At 69.8% G+C, this 11,593-nt stretch carries 11 protein-coding genes, 1 pseudogene and 1 riboswitch; of the genes and pseudogenes, 8 read left to right on the forward strand and 4 right to left on the reverse strand.

Annotated features, from left to right (window positions below; all coding sequences use genetic code 11):
• Nucleotides 1–133: 133 nt before the first annotated feature.
• Entirely contained in the window at nt 134–1,495 is a 1,362-nt protein-coding gene (locus Q8M88_RS04250) for a hypothetical protein (protein WP_305595004.1), read from the reverse strand.
• Between the two features lie 140 nt (nt 1,496–1,635).
• Between Q8M88_RS04250 and Q8M88_RS04255 the strand changes: the two genes are divergently transcribed.
• The 3 genes from Q8M88_RS04255 to Q8M88_RS04265 are packed head-to-tail and all read left to right on the forward strand — an operon-like array spanning nt 1,636 to nt 4,213.
• Nucleotides 1,636–2,379 (forward strand): bifunctional 2-polyprenyl-6-hydroxyphenol methylase/3-demethylubiquinol 3-O-methyltransferase UbiG, encoded by a 744-nt coding sequence (locus Q8M88_RS04255; protein WP_305595005.1) that lies wholly within the window; start codon nt 1,636–1,638, stop codon nt 2,377–2,379.
• Nucleotides 2,376–2,852, forward strand: coding sequence for a hypothetical protein (locus Q8M88_RS04260; RefSeq protein WP_305595006.1), 477 nt, complete (start codon nt 2,376–2,378; stop codon nt 2,850–2,852). Before Q8M88_RS04255 ends, Q8M88_RS04260 begins: the two co-directional genes overlap by 4 nt.
• Entirely contained in the window at nt 2,849–4,213 is a 1,365-nt protein-coding gene (locus Q8M88_RS04265) for a hypothetical protein (RefSeq protein WP_305595007.1), read from the forward strand. Before Q8M88_RS04260 ends, Q8M88_RS04265 begins: the two co-directional genes overlap by 4 nt.
• On the opposite strand, the gene Q8M88_RS04270 is transcribed toward Q8M88_RS04265, so the two are convergent.
• Together Q8M88_RS04270 and Q8M88_RS04275 are read right to left on the reverse strand one after the other, a co-directional pair.
• Complete coding sequence (locus Q8M88_RS04270; protein ID WP_305595008.1) at nt 4,188–4,550, reverse strand: hypothetical protein; 363 nt, start codon at nt 4,548–4,550, stop codon at nt 4,188–4,190. The genes Q8M88_RS04265 and Q8M88_RS04270 overlap by 26 nt on opposite strands.
• On the reverse strand, nt 4,541–5,638 hold the full coding sequence (locus Q8M88_RS04275; protein WP_305595009.1) for a glycosyltransferase family 2 protein: 1,098 nt from the start codon (nt 5,636–5,638) through the stop codon (nt 4,541–4,543). Before Q8M88_RS04275 ends, Q8M88_RS04270 begins: the two co-directional genes overlap by 10 nt.
• A gap of 102 nt (nt 5,639–5,740) precedes the next feature.
• Nucleotides 5,741–5,932, forward strand: a riboswitch (yybP-ykoY riboswitch).
• A gap of 3 nt (nt 5,933–5,935) precedes the next feature.
• Here Q8M88_RS04275 and Q8M88_RS04280 point away from each other — a divergent pair.
• From Q8M88_RS04280 to Q8M88_RS04295, 4 genes are all read left to right on the forward strand, one after another.
• Complete coding sequence (locus Q8M88_RS04280) at nt 5,936–6,505, forward strand: TMEM165/GDT1 family protein (protein ID WP_305595010.1); 570 nt, start codon at nt 5,936–5,938, stop codon at nt 6,503–6,505.
• A 118-nt stretch (nt 6,506–6,623) separates the two neighbouring features.
• Nucleotides 6,624–7,457, forward strand: coding sequence for an ABC transporter permease (locus tag Q8M88_RS04285; protein ID WP_305595011.1), 834 nt, complete (start codon nt 6,624–6,626; stop codon nt 7,455–7,457).
• Nucleotides 7,454–8,206, forward strand: coding sequence for an ABC transporter ATP-binding protein (locus Q8M88_RS04290; protein WP_305595012.1), 753 nt, complete (start codon nt 7,454–7,456; stop codon nt 8,204–8,206). The genes Q8M88_RS04285 and Q8M88_RS04290 overlap by 4 nt, the downstream gene beginning before the upstream one ends.
• A 14-nt stretch (nt 8,207–8,220) precedes the next feature.
• Nucleotides 8,221–10,143, forward strand: coding sequence for a glycosyltransferase family 2 protein (locus tag Q8M88_RS04295; protein ID WP_305595013.1), 1,923 nt, complete (start codon nt 8,221–8,223; stop codon nt 10,141–10,143).
• Here the strand turns inward: Q8M88_RS04295 and Q8M88_RS04300 are convergent.
• Nucleotides 10,140–10,583, reverse strand: coding sequence for a VanZ family protein (locus Q8M88_RS04300; protein WP_305595014.1), 444 nt, complete (start codon nt 10,581–10,583; stop codon nt 10,140–10,142). The genes Q8M88_RS04295 and Q8M88_RS04300 overlap by 4 nt on opposite strands.
• Before the next feature lie 161 nt (nt 10,584–10,744).
• On the opposite strand from Q8M88_RS04300, the pseudogene Q8M88_RS04305 reads away from it, so the two are divergent.
• Nucleotides 10,745–11,593, forward strand: a pseudogene (locus tag Q8M88_RS04305) (hypothetical protein); the annotation flags it as partial.

The raw sequence follows: 11,593 nt of genomic DNA on the forward strand, positions 1-11,593 counted from the left end.
GACCGCCGGAAGCAGGGGCTCCACGATCCGCCACTCCGCTTCGCTCAGATCATAACGCGCCATCCCAAGGCTCCCTTCCGGAAACCTTGAATCAAGCTTCGGCCACAGCCTCAACTGCTATTGAGTACGCGCCCTAGCGGCGGCTCGGGCGCGGATCGAGCGCCAGGTAGATCAACGCCGTGATCGCCGACAGGTCGAGCGCATAGAGGTAGCGGTAGTCGCACGCCACCGAGAGCACGAAGAAACTCGCGGTGAAGCCCACGGCGCCGACCAGCATCGCGGCCATCGGCACGTCCCCGGGCGCGCGGCGCAGCAGCAGCACGATGCCTGCCGCAACGGCGACCAGCAGCCAGGTCAGATGCGAGTACAGTGGCGTCTTGAAGAACCGCGCCGCATAGGCGGCCAGCGCCTGGTCGCGGGCGTCGATCTGGGGGACAAGCCCCAGATCGGCGATCATCGGCGGCGGGCCGACGACGCCCACGTGCACCGGCAGGCAGCGGTCCAGCGCCGGCGTCTCCAGCACCTGATCGAACACCGCCCATCGGTGGGCGAGGTAGGCGCGGGGGCTCTGCAGCACCACATCGCGCCATTGTCGCGACATCGCTGCGTCCGGCGTGCGCCAGAGCGCGCGGCCGAGCCTGGGCGACTGGCCCAGCGTGTCGATCCGCTCTGCCGAATAGACGCTGCGCGCGTCGGCCGCGACGATCGCGGCGGCGGCGGGCGTCATGTCGGTGAGCGCCAGCCTGGGGTCGTGGACCGCCGCACCGACTACGTCGTAGTGTTGCAGGATGCGGGCGGCCGCCTGCGGCCGCAGCTTCGGCACGTGCTTGACGGGCTTGACCGCGGCGTCGAAGGCGACGGCCAGGACGCAGACGGCGACGAAGCCGCCCAGTCCCCAGGCGAGACTTGCGCGCCAGCCTCGGCCCCGCGCGATCCAGGCCAGCGCCACGGCGGCGGCGGCGACCACGACGAGGCCATTCTGGCGCACCAGCCCGGCCAGGGCGAAGCAGACAAGCGCGCCGGCGAGCGGGGCGAAGCGGGAGCGTCCCGCCCACCGCCGCTCCGCGTGCGCCAGGGCGATGAAGCCCACGACCGCCAGGTTGGCGAACAGCACGTCCTTCCAGACGATCCCCTGATAGATCAGCAGTTGCGGGGTCAGCACGGCGGCCAGCGCCACCGGCGCGGCAAGCCACGAGGTGCGCGGGCGCAGCGCCGGCAAGGTCATCAGGCCCAAGTAGAGCAGCAGCGCGCTGGCGGTCACGTAGAGGCTGGTCCCGGCGTGCAAGGCGTCGAAGCGGCCGAGGATCCAGGAATAGGCGGCCGGCGCCCAGCTCTGGCGGATCGCGGTGCGGCCCTCGTAGAGCGCGATCACCGAGTCATACGAAAGATGGCCCGGCAGGTTCGCGGCCAGGGTCGCAGCCAACCCGGCGCCCACCGTCACGCGATAGGCCAGCGCCGCGGCGACGCCTGCGGGGCGGGGGGTGCGTGCGTCCAACCGATGCCCTTTTCCGCCCGTCGCACGGGCCTGACCGGGGTTCGTCCTAGCGCTGCCCACCGCGACAGGAAAGCCGCAAAAAAACGCCCTCGCACGACGCGCCGGCTCGCCTATGTTGGCGCCGCGCGCCGGAGACCCTGATGCCGAACGAACCACTGCTGGCGCGCTATCCCAAGACGCGCCCCGAGCTCCCGCCCCGTTTTCGCGAGATCTACGCCGCCCAGTATCTGGACAACCGGCAGGGCGCGACGACGGCGGCCTCGGCGGCGCAGCGGCTGGAACGCTGGATGCACATCCGGGTCGCCGAGGATGTGCGGGCCGCCGGCCCCGCCGCGACCCTGGAGATCGGCGCCGGCACCCTCAACCAACTTCCATTCGAACCGGCGGGCGCGGCCTATGACGTCGTCGAGCCGTTCGAGGCGCTGTATCGCGACGCGCCGCAGCGTGGGCGGATCCGCGACGTATTCGCCGACATCGCCGAGGTTCCCGCCGATCGGCGCTACGCCCGGATCACCAGCATCGCCGCGTTCGAGCACGTCGCCGACCTGCCGGCGCTGCTGGCGCGCTGCGCGACGCTGCTCGAGGACGGCGGCGCCCTGCGGGTGGCGATCCCCAGCGAGGGAGGCCTGCTTTGGAGGATCGGCTGGATGGCGACCACGGGGCTGGAGTTCCGCCTGCGGCACGGCCTCGACTATGGGATCCTCATGCGCCACGAGCACCTCAACACCGCGGCCGAGATTGAGGCGCTGATCGCCGACCTGTTCGCGCGGGTGGAGGTGCGCGCGCTGGGCCTGGGGCGGCAACTCTCGCTCTACCGCTTCATCGTCGCACGCGAACCCAGGCCCGGCGTCGCCGCCGACTGGTCGCAGCGGTTCGCCGCATGAGGGCGCACGCCTTCCTGCCGGGCCTGCTGGCGATCAGCCTGGCGGCCTGTGACCAGCCCGAATGGACGAAGCCGTCCGCCCCCGGCGACCACCCGCCGCCCGCGCCCGCCTGGGCCGCGCCGCTGATCGGCGAACGGCTGCGCGAGGCGTTCATTGAAACGGCGGGATGCGCCGGAGCCGTCGACACGGTGACCCAGCGCTTCAAGGGCCCGCCGCCCGGCGCGCGCATCGTCGGCTGGGCCTGGGACGCACGCGCCCATCAGCCGGCGACGCAGATCATCGTCGTGCGCGACGGACTCATCGTCGGAGCCGGCGACGGAGGCCGGCCCCGCGCCGACGTCCCGGCCGTCCGCCCCGACGTGACCTCGGCCGCCACCGGCTGGCAGGCCGACGCCCGTTCGATCGGCGGTGAGCTGGAAGTGTTGGCGGTGATCGGCGCTGGCGCCTGCCCGCTGGGACGGATCACGCCTTGACGACCGGCGCGTCGGTCGCCTTCGGCCTCGCCCTGCAACGCCCGCGCTGGATGCTGGCCGCCGCGCTGGCGGGGCTGGTCACCGCCGCGTTCTGCTGGCCCCTGTGGCCGGGGCTGATGTCCTACGACAGCCTCTTCGCCTACACCGAAGCGCGCCTGGGCGTGGAGACCATGCTGTGGCCGCCGGCCCACGCCTATCTGTTCTGGATTTTCGAACGGCTTGGCGCGGGCCCGGGCGGCCTGTTCGCGGCCCAGACCGCCATCCTGTTCTTCGCCGCCGCTCTGATCTTCAGCCTGGCTGTGAACCGGGCGCCCATAGTGATCATGGCGTTCGCCGCGTTCGCCGGCGCCTTCGTGCTGTTCCCGCCTTTGCTGGGGAGCCTCGCCGCACAATGGCGCGACGTGACCACCGCCAGCTTCACCCTGCTGGGGATCGCCCTGTGGCTGGCGGCGGCTCAGGCGCGCAGCAAGTTCCTGCTGGCGGGCGCTGCGGCGGCGTTCAGCCTGGCGCTGGCGCTGCGCTACAACGCCTTTCCGCTGGTGTTCACCCTGCTGGGCCTGATGGTGCTGCAGCCGTTCGGCGAGGCCAGCGGCGCACGCATCCGCCTCGCCGCCCTGGCGCTGGCCGCGTTGGGCTGCGCGCTGGCCTACGCCTCGACGGTCTGGCGGCTGCCGGACCTCGCGCGCCCGCCGCCGCCGCAGGCCTTCTCCGCCACCCAGGCTTTCGACCTCATCGGCATGTCCGCCTGCCTGGACCACAGCCTGCTGCCGCCCGCCGTCACCGCCGACAAACCGATCACCGGCGACCAGCTTCGCCGGGCCTACGATCCACGCCACCTGCAGCTCGCCTACCAGCCGCGCGACGGCGTACCCCCGATCCTGCAGACCGACGGGGCCGGCGCGGTGCAGGCCGCCTGGCGTCGCGAGATCCCGCGTCAGTGGCGCTGCTACCTGGCGCACCGAACCCTGGTGCTGGTCGAGCAGCTCGGCATGGCTAGGCGCGGCGTGTTTTATCCGGTGCACGGCGGGATCGACGCCAATCGGTTCGGCGTGCGGCTGGCGAGGCCCGAGGCGGCGGCGCAGGTTGGCGGCTTCGTGGAGCGCAATTCGCAGCCGCTGTGGCGGCGCCCGTTCGTGCTGCACGCGCTGGCCGGCCTGATCGCGCTCGCCGCGTGCTTCGCGGGCGCCCCCGGGCGGCTGATCCTGGCGGCGGGCTGGCTGGGCTCGGCGGCCTATATCGGACTGCTGTTCGTCGCCGCACCAGCCGCCGACGCCCGCTACATCTTCCCGCCGAACGCAATCTGCGCCCTGATCGTCGTGCTTGGCGTGATCTGCCTCAGCCGGCCGAGGGCCGAACGATGATCAGGAAACCCAACAGCATCACCCCGTAGCCGACGGCGAAACGCCAGGACAGCGGCTCCTTGAACAGCAGCCAGGCGACCAGCGGCACCAGGCCCGAACCGAGGATCGCCACCGGATAGGCGGCGCTGAGCGGCACCCGCGTGAGGATGTAGAACCACAACAGCGCGCTCGCTCCATACCAGGCGAAGGCGGCCATCAGCGGGTAGTTGTGCAGCAGCCGCGACGCGAGGTCGCCCTGCAGCGACGCATGGCGAACCGCCGCCCACTTGAACATCGCCTGTCCGGCCGGCAGCACCACCGCGAAGCTTGCGCACAGCAGCAGGTCCTTCAGCGGCATTGCGCATCTTCCTCGGCCTCGGCCTCCATGCGCGCGATGGCGCGCAGGTAGGGATGGATCGGCCGCGCGGGCACATTCAGCACGTCGAAGTTCACCGCCTGCAGCAGGAACTGCACGCCGATCATCACCGGCAGGGCGGCGGCCATGACCACGCCGGGCGAAGCGGGCTGGCCCTCGGCGCGGACCCACAGCCAGTGGGCCGCGTAGCTGACGCCGAAGCCCAGGAACAGCAGGCCGAAGATCAGCTCGACGGTGGCGACGTTGAAGTCGCGCACGAAGTACTGGCCCAGGATGCGCTGGAAGAAGTTGCGCGCGTGCTTCAGCGCAAACGGCCCGACGATGGCGCCGATCCGCAGGTTGCTGACCTCCTCGCCATAGCGGGCGGGCATGGGCACGTCGCGCACCACCGCGCGCAGGGTGCTGAGGTGGTACAGCAGATCGGTCTCGAAGAAGAACCGGCGCGAGACGCGCTTCTCCATCAGCCGTTCGGCCACCGAGGCTTCTATGGCCGTATAGCCGTTGGTCGGGTCGAAGATGTTCCAATAGCCGCTGGAGACCTTGGCCGCGAAGCTCAGCGCCGCGTTGCCGAACACCCGCACGCCGGGCATGTGCCGCAGATGGCTGATCGAGGTGAAGCGGTTGCCCTTGGTGTAGTCCGCCTCGCCCAGCAGGATTGGGGCGACGAGCTGGGCCAGGTGCCCGAGATCCATCTGGTCGTCGCCGTCGACCTTGACCATCACGCGGGCGCCGCGGCGGCCGGCCTCGGCGTAGCCCGCCATCGTCGCGCCGCCGACGCCCAGGTTCTGGGACAGCCGCACCACCACGACACGGGGATCGCGCGCCTCGGCCTCGATGAAGTCTCCTGATGCTTCGGGACAGGCGTCGTCGATGCAGACCACGCCTTCAACCCAGGCGGGGATCTTGCGGATCACCCTGAGGACATGGCTGCGCACCCGGTAGCAGGGGATGATCACCCACACGCCGGAGCCTTCCAGGCGCGCGTCGGAGGCGAGCACCGCCTCGGCGCCCGGCATGCCGCGCCGGTCGGCGATCGGGCCTCTGCGGTCTCGGAGAATGGGATCGGTCATCTGGCTGGCGCGGACGCTCCCTGGGGCGATCGGCTAACACGCGGGGCGGCGGGTTGCAAAAGCACCACGGCCGCGGGCAGATTTACACACCCCCGTCGATGGCCTAACAAGGCCGCGTTTTCGGGGAGTAGCCGTCCGCACAAGCGGAGTGTCCGTCAACAGACTTGGCCCGCGCGGCCATGGCGTACACGGCGGATCCGTCAGGATCCGGATTGGCGAGACCGACGATGAACGGACCTCGGCATGGGCCGACGGGGTCCGTCGTCGTCGTGTCTGTCGCGCCCAGGGACCTCTCCGTTGGAAACCGTATTGATCTCGGCCGCGCTCGTGGCCATCGCCGAAATCGGCGACAAGACCCAGCTCCTGGCGATCCTGCTGGCGTCGAAATTCCGCAAGCCGTGGACCGTCATCGCCGGCATCCTGGCCGCCACCCTGGCCAATCACGCCCTGGCCGCCACGGCCGGCTATCTGGTCTCCGACTGGTTCAAAGGGCCGGGGTTCCAGATCGCGGTGGGCGTCGCCTTCATCGTCATGGCCGCCTGGGCGTTAATCCCCGACAAGGCTGACGACGGCGCAGCCGCCAAGGGCCACGGCGGCGTGTTCCTGACCACGCTGGTGGCCTTCTTCCTGGTGGAGATCGGCGACAAGACCCAGGTCGCCACCACCTTGCTGGCGGCGCGCTTCCAGGACATCGCGCTGGTCACTATCGGCACCACCACGGGCATGATGCTGGCCAATGTGCCGGCTGTCTTCCTCGGCGAAGCGGTGACCCGCGTCGTCCCGCTGGCCTATGTGCGCATCGCAGCGGCCGCAATCCTGGCGCTGGTCGGGTTATGGGCGATCCTCAACGCATTGGGCGTGCTCTAGCTTAAGGCTCGGCAACGCCTGGATTTTGCTTAAAATCCGGGCGATTCGCCGCGCTGCGCCACGCTTGCGCCGCAATATCCTAGCTGGTACCAGCGGCCCCCACCCGGTCGGAGAGTCGATGGAAGTCGCCACCCACATGTTGCGGACCGGACGGCGCGGCGCGCTGTTCGAAATCAGCATGGCGCTTCGGGACGTGCGGCTGTCGATAGAGCGCATCGGCCTGGCGTGGTCCCTGGCCTGGCATGACGTCGTCTCGCGCTATCGCGGCTCTATCCTAGGCCCCTTCTGGATCACCCTGTCGATGGGCCTGATGGTGCTGGGCATCGGCCTGCTCTACGCCCAGTTGTTCAAGATCTCGCTGCACGAGTTCATGCCCTTTGTGGCCATCGGCATCGTCTGCTTCGGGGTCATCACCGGGATGATCAACGAGGGTTGCGAAACCTTCGTGCGCGCCGCCGGCATGCTGTCGCAGACCTCGCTGCCGATGTTCACCTTCGTGTGGCGCACCGTGCTGCGCAACCTGATGAACCTGGCCCACCACGCGGTGATCATCGTCGCCGTGCTGGTGATCTACGGCTATTGGCGGACCATGAACCTGCCGCTAGCGGCGGTCGGCCTGGTGCTGCTGGTGGTCAACGCCGCCTGGATCAGCGCGCTGGCCGGCATCGCCTCGGCCCGCTTCCGCGACGTGCCGCAGATCGTCATGTCGATCATGCAGTTCGCGATCTTCATGACGCCGGTCTTCTGGCGGCCGAGCGCGTTCCCCGACCGCCACGCCCTGCTGACCTTCAATCCGTTCTACCACATGCTTGAAGCCGTCCGCGCGCCGCTGATGGGGGCTGCGGCGCCCGCGCATTCCTATGCGATACTGTGCATGATGGGCCTGCTCGGCTGGTTGCTCACCTTCGCGGTCTTCACCCTCACCCGCCGACGGATCGTGCACTACCTATGAAAGCGCCTCCGGTCTCGATCTCGGCGCGCGGGCTCAGCCTGCGCTTTCCAGTCTATGGCGTCGACGCCAAGTCGCTGAAGAAGCACCTGGCGCGGGTCACTGTAGGCGGACGACTGGGCTCATCGACGGCCGGCGCGACCGAGGTCACCGCCCTGACCAACGTCAGTTTCGAGCTGAAGGCCGGCGACCGCCTGGGCCTGATCGGCCACAACGGTTCGGGCAAGACCACGCTGTTGCGGGCGCTGTCGGGCGCCTATGAGCCCGACGAGGGCCAGATCGAGGTCTGCGGGCGCATCGCCGCCCTGCTGGACCTGAACCTCGGCATCGACCCTTCGGCGACGGGCCTCGACAATATCCGCCTGCGCGGCCGTATCGCCGGGCTCACCACCCGCGAGATCGAGGACCGGCTGGAGGAGATCGCCGCCTTCACCGGACTGGGGCCGTTCCTGGCCATGCCGCTGAAGACCTATTCCGCCGGCATGCAGGCGCGGCTGGCGTTCGCCACGGCCACCGCGGTCGAGGCCGACGTACTGCTGATGGACGAGTGGATCGCCGTGGGCGACGCCGACTTTCAGAAGCTCGCGCACAAGCGCCTGCTGAAGCTGGTGGAGCGGGCCGGCATCCTGGTGCTGGCCTCGCACGATCTCGACCTGCTCAGGCTCTACTGCAACAAGGTGATGCGGATGGAGGGCGGCGTCGCCTCACAAGTGACGGACATCCGCAAGCTCGACGAGCTGCTGGCGGCTTAAGGCCAAGGTCCGCGATGGCGCCCTCGCCCCTCAACAACAGGCTGCGCAACGGCGCGTTGGGGATCCTCAACCAGATCCGCCGCCACCCCGCGATCCACCGCCCCGTCCACCGCATCGCGCTCGAGCTGTCGCGCTTTCCGCTGGGCGCGAAGATGATCCGCGCGGTGCTCGAGCCGCAGTATGTCACCACCAGCGACTACATCCGCTGGATCGAACGCAACGACACCCTGGACGACGCGGACCGCGCAGCAATCGGCGCGCACATCGCCCGCTTCGCCCACCAGCCACTGATCTCGGTGGTGATGCCGGCCTTCGAGACCCAGGAGCGGTTCCTGCGCGAGGCCATCGCCTCGGTCCGCGCCCAGCTCTATCCGCACTGGGAACTGTGCATCGCCGATGACGCCTCGCCCAGCCCGCACGTCTGGGGGCTGCTGCAAGCCGAGGCCGCGCGCGATCCGCGCATTCGCGTCGTGCGGCGCGAGGCGAACGGCCATATCAGCGCAGCGACCAATTCGGCCCTGGCGCTGGCGCAGGGGGAGTTCGTCGCCCTGATGGACCACGACGACATTCTGCCGGAGCACGCGCTTTATGAGATCGCCGCGGCCCTAGACGGGCAGCCGGACCTGGATCTGATCTACTCCGACGAGGACAAGATCGACGGCCAGGGTCGCCGCTTCGAGCCCTATTTCAAGACCGACTGGAACGCCGAGCTGCTGCTCAGCCACAACATGGTCAGTCACCTGGGCGTCTATCGGCGCAGCCTGGTCGAGAAGGTCGGCGGCCTGCGCGAAGGATTCGAAGGCAGTCAGGACTACGATCTGGCGCTGCGCGTCGCCGAACTCACCGAGCCGGCGCGGATCCTCCACATCCCGGCAGTGCTCTACCATTGGCGGCAGCAGTCGGAGATCGGTTCGTTCTCCGAACAGGCGATCGAACGCTGCGCGGTCGCCGGCCGCCGCGCCGTCGAGGAACATCTTCAGCGCACCGGCGAGACCACCACACACGTCGAGATCGAACCGAACGCGCCCGCCTGGGTGCATGTGCGTCGCGACTGCCCCTCGCCCGAGCCGCTGGTCTCGGTGATCGTGCCGACGCGCGACCGCGCCGAACTGCTGGAGAACTGCGTCGAGGGGCTGCTGAACCGCACCGACTATCCGGCGATCGAGCTGCTGATCGTCGACAACGGCAGCGTCGAAGCGGCCACACACGCGCTGTTCGAGCGGCTTCAGCAGGACCCACGGGTCCGCATCCTGCCGCAGCCCGGTCCCTTCAACTATTCGGCGCTGAACAACGCGGCCGCAGCCCAGGCGCGCGGCGACATCCTGCTGCTGCTTAATAACGACATCGAGGTGATCGAGCCCGGCTGGCTGCGCGAGATGGTCGCCCACGCGGTGCGGCCGCATGTCGGCGCGGTGGGCGCGCGGCTGCTCTATGGCGACGGCCGGGTGCAGCATGGCGGGGTGATTCTGGGCGTCGGCGGCACGCCGCCGGTGGCCGGCCACCTGTACGTCGGCGCGCCTCGGGCGGACACCGGCTACTTCGGCCACCTCAAGCTCACCCGCAACGTCTCGGCGGTCACTGCGGCCTGCATGGCGCTGCGCCGTGAGGTGTTCGAAGACGTCGGCGGCCTCGATGCGGAGAACCTGGCGGTGGCGTTCAACGACGTCGACCTGTGCCTGAAGATCCGCGCGCGGGGCTACAGCATCGTCTGGACGCCACGGGCCGAGCTGTTCCACCTGGAGTCGGCTTCACGCGGCCTCGACACCCGACCAGAGCAGGCCGAGCGCTTCCGTCGCGAGGTGATGTACATGCGCGGGCGCTGGGGCGCGGCGTTGGACGACGATCCGTTCTACGGCCCCAACTTCGACCGCATGCATGGCGACTACCGCCTGGCCGAGACGCCCAATCGGGCGCGGCCGTGGGCCGGCGCGGCCTAGCTCTTCACAAGCCCTTGGGCGGCGTGGGTCGCTCGAGGTGGTTCGCCCAGCGTCAGAGCACCCTGGCGCCGTTCGGGCTGAACGTCGCCGCGGCTGCGGGCGCGCACGGTCTCGATGTACAGCGGCGCCAGCACCGCCAGCGCCCCCAGCGCATCGGCGAAGATGTCGCCCAGCTCCGCGTCCCGGCCGGTGACCTGCTGCGCCACCTCGACCATGCAGCCCATGAAGATCGCCAGCACGGTCAGGTCGACGCGACGCCGGGCTGGAAACGCCAGGAACAGCAGGCTGGTGAGGCCGTAGAAGGCGATGAAGTGCGCCGCCTTGTCCCATGGCACCAGCGCATGTTCGACGCCCTGGAAGGGCCCCACCATGCCGATCGCGCACGCCGCAGCCGCCGCCCCGAAGAGGAATTTGGCTGCGGCGATCAGGGAACGGTCCATCGGCGTATCATCGCCGCGCGCCGTGAAAACATCATTGACGACCGCGCGCCGATTGACACGATCCTTCCGCGCGCGGATTCCGGCGGCGGAACCTCGTTCCTCTTTCTTAAGGCGCCGTAACGATAGTGGCGCCCGTCAGTTCGTCAGCGGGGGCCCGAGCGGTGCGTCACAGATTGAAGATCGCCGCGGGCGCCGCAGCCTTGTGGTCCAGCGCCGCGACCGGCGGCCTGGCGCAGCCGTCCGATTTCCCCGCCGCTTTGGACGTACGCAGCCTGACCGCCTGGATCGGCGCGAACACCTCCTTGCCCACCGCGACCATCGTCTCGGTCGGCGCCAACAGCATCATCGGCCTGCGTTCGGCGGTCCTGGCCGGCCCGGATCGACCCGGCGTCTACCATGCCCAGATCTGGTCTGAGGTGATCAGTCGGCCGGCGGCGACGGCCGGCGGTTACATGTCGTGGTCGGCGGACATCGATGTCGATTGCCAGAGCCGTCGCAGCAAGGCGACGCGGATCCAGAACTACCCCCTGCGCAATCTGGGCGGCGTCTCACGCGAGCTCCCGGGAGCCCCCGACTGGGTGTCGCCGACCGTGGGCACCCAGCTCTACAGCCTGATCGCCTCGGTCTGCGACCCGAACTACAAGCGCCCGCTCAGCGCCACCAAGATCGCGGCCGCCCCGCCCGCGCCGGACGTCCTGCAGGCCGCCCCCGCCGCGCCTCCCGCCCCCGTCGTGGTCGCAGCCCAACCGGCAAAGCCCGCGCCGGTCGCCGTCGCACCGAAACCGATCGTGGTGGCCGAAGCGCCAAAGCCGGCCCCGGTCGTCGCGCCCTCCGCACCGATCATCATCGCCCGCGCCGAACCGCCCGCCCTCCCCCCGCCGTCGCTGCCGTCGGCGCGCGTCGAGGCTGCGCCGAAGCCCGTGGCGGCTCTTGCACCCGTACCGATCCCGACGCCCGCCCCTGCGCCTGTCGCCGTCATTGAGCCCGCGCCCGCGCCGATCGTCACGGCC

Origin of the sequence: Phenylobacterium sp. (assembly GCF_030693805.1) — a bacterium.
Classification (GTDB): domain Bacteria; phylum Pseudomonadota; class Alphaproteobacteria; order Caulobacterales; family Caulobacteraceae; genus Phenylobacterium.

Coding starts and splice junctions, on each gene's coding strand:
- Q8M88_RS04255 (WP_305595005.1), top strand. CDS start 1,636: ATGCCGAACGAACCACTGCTGGCGCGCTATCCCAAGACGCGCCCCGAG.
- Q8M88_RS04260 (WP_305595006.1), top strand. CDS start 2,376: ATGAGGGCGCACGCCTTCCTGCCGGGCCTGCTGGCGATCAGCCTGGCG.
- Q8M88_RS04270 (WP_305595008.1), bottom strand. CDS start 4,550: ATGCCGCTGAAGGACCTGCTGCTGTGCGCAAGCTTCGCGGTGGTGCTG.
- Q8M88_RS04275 (WP_305595009.1), bottom strand. CDS start 5,638: ATGACCGATCCCATTCTCCGAGACCGCAGAGGCCCGATCGCCGACCGG.
- Q8M88_RS04285 (WP_305595011.1), top strand. CDS start 6,624: ATGGAAGTCGCCACCCACATGTTGCGGACCGGACGGCGCGGCGCGCTG.
- Q8M88_RS04290 (WP_305595012.1), top strand. CDS start 7,454: ATGAAAGCGCCTCCGGTCTCGATCTCGGCGCGCGGGCTCAGCCTGCGC.
- Q8M88_RS04295 (WP_305595013.1), top strand. CDS start 8,221: ATGGCGCCCTCGCCCCTCAACAACAGGCTGCGCAACGGCGCGTTGGGG.
- Q8M88_RS04300 (WP_305595014.1), bottom strand. CDS start 10,583: ATGGACCGTTCCCTGATCGCCGCAGCCAAATTCCTCTTCGGGGCGGCG.